The 4566-nt window shown below is 75.0% G+C and carries 5 protein-coding genes; 3 read left to right on the forward strand and 2 right to left on the reverse strand.

The genetic code is table 11. The features are described 5' to 3' along the window. Nucleotides 1–25: 25 nt before the first annotated feature. Entirely contained in the window at nucleotides 26–574 is a 549-nt protein-coding gene (locus D476_RS0130340) for a CGNR zinc finger domain-containing protein (RefSeq protein WP_017627632.1), read from the reverse strand. An 83-nt stretch (nucleotides 575–657) separates the two neighbouring features. Here D476_RS0130340 and D476_RS0130345 point away from each other — a divergent pair, with 83 nt between their 5' ends. Next, the gene (locus D476_RS0130345) at nucleotides 658–1488 is read left to right on the forward strand and encodes an alpha/beta fold hydrolase (protein WP_017627633.1); all 831 of its coding nucleotides are present in this window, start codon (nucleotides 658–660) and stop codon (nucleotides 1486–1488) included. A gap of 87 nt (nucleotides 1489–1575) precedes the next feature. Here the strand turns inward: D476_RS0130345 and D476_RS0130350 are convergent, their stop codons facing one another. Further along, nucleotides 1576–2238 carry a maleylpyruvate isomerase N-terminal domain-containing protein gene (locus D476_RS0130350; RefSeq protein ID WP_017627634.1) on the reverse strand — a complete coding sequence of 221 codons (663 nt, stop codon included), beginning with the start codon at nucleotides 2236–2238 and terminating at the stop codon, nucleotides 1576–1578. Between the two features lie 84 nt (nucleotides 2239–2322). Here D476_RS0130350 and D476_RS0130355 point away from each other — a divergent pair, with 84 nt between their 5' ends. Together D476_RS0130355 and D476_RS0130360 are read left to right on the forward strand one after the other, a co-directional pair. Continuing rightward, complete coding sequence (locus D476_RS0130355) at nucleotides 2323–2712, forward strand: VOC family protein (RefSeq protein WP_017627635.1); 390 nt, start codon at nucleotides 2323–2325, stop codon at nucleotides 2710–2712. Between the two features lie 12 nt (nucleotides 2713–2724). Next, complete coding sequence (locus tag D476_RS0130360) at nucleotides 2725–3537, forward strand: isocitrate lyase/PEP mutase family protein (protein ID WP_017627636.1); 813 nt, start codon at nucleotides 2725–2727, stop codon at nucleotides 3535–3537. The last annotated feature ends 1029 nt before the right edge of the window (nucleotides 3538–4566 follow it).

Here is a 4566-nt window from a genome sequence, read left to right on the forward strand (position 1 = left end):
GGCGGGCTGCTGGTGGCGGCCGGTCTCATCCATCCCCCTGGAAGGTGCGGCGGTCGCGGTAGGCGCGCATCTTGTGCCGTGCCCCGCAGATGTCCATGCTGCACCAGCTGCTGTTGTTGGCCGGTGAGCGGTCGTAGTAGACCCACCGGCACTCCGGTGAGCGGCACACCTTCAGGCGCGCGCCGCGCCCGGCGAGGTCTGCCAGCGCCAGGGCGGCCAGGACCTCGGCGGCCACGGCGCGCACGGGGTCTCCGCCGATCGGGGGGAGCTGCGCGCGCCCCTGCTCGTCCCACTGCGGGGGCCTCAGCAGCAGGTCCGACAGGTCGTTGAGCCGGGTGCGGGCGCCCGCAACGCCCTCCAGGTGGTCGCGCACGGTCTCCCTGGCGCGGACGAGGAAGGCCAGGGCGTCGCTGTCGAGGGCGCACCCGGCCTGGACGTGCCCGTGGTCGTGCAGCCAGGCGCGGGCGGTCTCCACGGAGGCCAGCGAGTCCTCCCCGTAGAGGAATCGCGCCGAATCGCAGAACTCCTCGATGACCAGCAGGTCGTCCGGAGCAGGCGGGCGGTTGTAGGCCATGCCGCAGAGGTTACCCCCTTTACAGGGATACCGGTAACGGCTAGCGTTACCGTCAATGCGGCAAAGACGGTAACGGAGGAACCATGGGAACCGACTGGAAGCTGGACCGGACCTTCGCCTCGCCCAACGGCGAGGTGCGCTGGGCCCGCCTGGGCGAGGGGAGCCCGGTCGTGCTCGTGCACGGCTGGCCGTTCTCCTCCTACATCTGGCGGGACATCGCGCGAGCGCTGAGCGCGCGGCACACGGTCTACGTGTGGGACCTGCCGGGCTACGGGTCCTCGGACAGGTACGGGGGCCAGGACGTCTCGCTCGCCGGGCACCAGCAGGCGTTCTCCTCCCTGCTGGACCACTGGGGTCTGGACCGCCCGGCGGTGGTCGCCCACGACATCGGCGGCGCGGTGGCCCTGCGCACGGCGCTGCTGTCGGGCCAGGGCTTCGACAGGCTCGCCCTGGTCGACGCGGTGGCGGCCGGGCCGTGGGGAAGCCCGTTCTTCCGGCTGGTCAACCGGGAGGCGGACACTTTCGGGCAGCTGCCCGGGCACCTGCACGAGGCGCTGGTGCGCGCCTACATCGCCGACGGGGCCGACAAGGAGCTGCGCAGCGAAACCCTGGAGGTGCTCGCCCGTCCCTGGGTGGGCGAGCAGGGACAGCCCGCCTTCTACCGCCAGATGGCCCAGGCCGACATGCGCCACACCGCCGAATACGAGGACCGCCTCGCCGGGCTCGACATCCCGGTGGCCGTGGTGTGGGGCGGCCGCGACCGGTGGCTGCCCCTCGACCGCGGGCGGGAGCTGGCCGAACGCCTGCCCCGGGCCCGTCTCCACGTCCTGGAGGACAGCGGCCACCTGGTCCAGGAGGACGCCCCGGCCCGTCTGACGGCGGTGCTGGCCGACTTCCTCGCCGAGGAGCGGTGAGGCGGGCGCGCGCGGGGGCCGTTCAGGGCCCCTCACGCACTCGCCGTCGGCTCGGCCCCGGTGCCCCCAGGGCCGGTCGGCCGCGCCTCACCCCAGGGCGAGGAAGCGGACGCCGGAGCCCTTCAGGTCCTCGGCGGTCGGCCCGCCCTCCAGGTGGCGGCCGGTGGCGGCGCGCAGGCCCGACAGCGCGCCCATTCCCTCAGGCCGCCCGGCCTCGCCGAACAGCAGGAGCTCCACCGCCTCCGCCCCCTCCGGCGAGGTCCAGGGGGCGCGCCCCAGGGCGTCGGCCAGGTCGATCCCGTGCACGACGAGTTCGAATACGCGGGTGAGGAGGAAATCCTCCAGGGCCATGGCGTCACCGTGGCGGGTGCGGACCACGCGCCCCTCCGGCTCGCCCGCAAGGCGGGGTTCCAGGTGCCCCCACAGCTCCCGCAACCGCCTGCCGGGCTCGGCGGCGTCGCCATGGCGGGCCGCGGCGCGGACGGCGCTGTCGATCCGGTCGGCGTCCACCTCGGGGGAGAAGCGCACGTCCGGCGCGTAGTAGCCCGCGGCCGACACCTCGGCCCGCGGCGGCGCCTCTCCGTCGAGCGCGACCGGCACCCGGTCCAGGGCGCCGACGGTGTGCGCGGCCAGGGCGGCCACGTCCCACGGAGCGCACCGGGTCGGCGCCGCCGCCTCGCGCTCGGTCAGTTCGGCCAGGACCCCGCCCAGCCGCCCGCATTCGGCGCCGAGCGCGCCGAGCAGCCGCATACGTTCCATGACCACGACGCTATGCCGGCGCCCGGCGGGAGGCAGGGGCGGCCCGGTGTCTTCGGCCCCCTCTAGGCTCGGCCCATGGCACTCCGATTCAGCGCCCTGTCCATCGACGCCGCCGACCCCCGCGCCGTGGCCGACTTCTGGAGCAGCGCACTGGGCTGGCCGATCGCCGTGGACACCGAAGAGGGCATCGGGCTCGTCCCCGAGGAGGGGGCGCCCCTCGGGGACTTCGGCATCGTCGTGCTGCCGGTGCCGCCGGGGGAGGGCAAGCAGGGCAAGAACCGGCTCCACCTGGACCTGCGCCCGCGGGCGGGCAGCACGGCCGAGGAGGAGCTGGAGCGTCTGCTCGGCCTGGGGGCCACACGGGTGCAGGTGGGACAGCCCGGCGACGCCCCCTGGACGGTGCTGGCCGACCCCGAGGGCAACGAATTCTGCCTCCTGCACCGCGGCGACCCGGCGGGCACGTAATAGGGTCGGCGCGTGAACGACACGACACCCGATGACCCGACCCGGCCCGAGAAGGCCGAGCGCCTGCGCGACCTGCACCGGCCCGGCGACCCCCTGGTTCTGGTGAACGCCTGGGACGCGGCCAGTGCCCGCGTGGTCGCCGCAACCCCGGGCGCCAAGGCGGTGGCCACGGCCAGCCACGCCGTGGCGGCCGCCTACGGCGTGCGCGACGGCGAGAACCTGCCCTTCGAGGAACTGGAGGGGGTGGTCCGGCGTGTCTGCGGGGCGGTGCCCCTCCCGGTCACCGTCGACATGGAGCGCGGGTACGGCGCCGACGCGGACGGGGTGGCCCGCAGCGTGCGGCGGCTGATCGCCGCCGGGGCGGTCGGATGCAACATCGAGGACGGCTTGGAGGAGGGCGGCGGCGCGGACGCGCTGCGCCCGGTGGAGGAGCAGGCCGACCGCCTGCGGGCCGCACGCGCGGCCGCCGAGGCGGCGGGCGTGCCGGTCGTGGTCAACGCCCGCACCGACGCCCTCGCCCACGGCCTGCCGGCGGAGGAGGCGGTCCGGCGCGGCCGCGCCTACCTGGAGGCGGGCGCCGACTGCGTCTTCGCGCTCGGGGCGTCCTCGGTCCCCGTGGTGGAGCGCCTGGTGGCGGAGCTGGGCGCGGTCAGCGTCCTGGCCGCGGCGGACGGCCCGTCCCTGGACGAGCTGGCGGCGGCCGGAGTCGCGAGGATCAGCATGGGCCCGGGCCCGATGGGAGCGGCGTACGCTGCGCTGCGCCGCCTGGCCGACGACGCCGCCAACCGCCGCCCCCTCCCGGCGGACCTGTCGTACCGCCCCTGAGAAACAGCCCCGACCCGAGCACCACCGCCCACCAGGCCACCGGAGAGTGGCGGCGACGGCAGAGCTGGCGCCCCACTCACCGGCCCCGGCCGGGCGACCAGGCCACCGGAGTGTGGGGTGGAGGGCGATGACGAACGAGGCCAACGGCCTTGTGGCAGCATCGTCATCCGCAGGGCGTGTGGTCGGTCGCCGTGGTCGGCGGCAGGCGGGAACAGCAGGTACCCCGCTCCCGGACCCCGTCCGAGCGACAGGCCGCCGGAGCACAAGGTAGGAGAGCAGCGACGACAAGGGCTCTCACCCCATCCGGCAGCGCTTTCGGCCGCCCGGCGCGTGGATGGCCACCCTGATCAGCAGCAATGGCCCAGCAGGTGCCCCGATCGCGGGTTCCGGCCGGGTGACGGGGTCGGCGGAGTGCGGGGAAGAGCAGCGGCGACGAGGAAAGGTCGGTGACACCTCCGGTAGCGCTGTCGGGTGTCGGGCGTGCCGGTGGTCGCCGTGACGGGCGGCGGGCCCCTCGCGGTCCGGGCGGGGCGGCGCCGCCCCGGGGTTCGTGCTCTTCGACACCCGGGGCGGTTCCCGGGCCCGCACCGCACCACCCGGCAGTACCGTGACCTGGGTGAATACTCCGCGTCAGGTGCGGGCGGGGCCGGGAAGCGGGCCCAGCGACACTCTTGGCGGCCCCGGGGCGACGAACACCGCGATTCCAGAACAGGTTCTACGAACGGTATGCCCCGTTCGTGTCCGGTTGAGGGGATCGGCTCGGATGCGGGGGGCGGGCGCAGGGGCGTCTGGAGTCGCCTGCCGGACCCTCGGAGGCCGCATGGAGCCGATGTCGGCTACACGCGGTGACACCGGGCCCGGTAAACGGCCACAGTGTGCCGTTTAGGGCCCTTCTGGCGCCGGATCCCGTCCACGTGTCGCGATGAACGCACACCCGGGCCGCCTGTCGGGCCGTCCCGGCTGTCGAACGGGGCGCGGAACGCGCCCCGACACCCCGGAAATCCGGGCGAAGCGGACACCGGGCCGGTA

Source organism: Nocardiopsis chromatogenes YIM 90109 (assembly GCF_000341185.1).
In the GTDB taxonomy this organism is placed as follows: domain Bacteria; phylum Actinomycetota; class Actinomycetes; order Streptosporangiales; family Streptosporangiaceae; genus Nocardiopsis_A; species Nocardiopsis_A chromatogenes.

Excerpts from the sequence above, each read along its gene's own strand:
- D476_RS0130340 (WP_017627632.1), bottom strand. The coding sequence starts at position 574 with ATGGCCTACAACCGCCCGCCTGCTCCGGACGACCTGCTGGTCATCGAG.
- D476_RS0130345 (WP_017627633.1), top strand. The coding sequence starts at position 658 with ATGGGAACCGACTGGAAGCTGGACCGGACCTTCGCCTCGCCCAACGGC.
- D476_RS0130350 (WP_017627634.1), bottom strand. The coding sequence starts at position 2,238 with ATGCGGCTGCTCGGCGCGCTCGGCGCCGAATGCGGGCGGCTGGGCGGG.
- D476_RS0130355 (WP_017627635.1), top strand. The coding sequence starts at position 2,323 with ATGGCACTCCGATTCAGCGCCCTGTCCATCGACGCCGCCGACCCCCGC.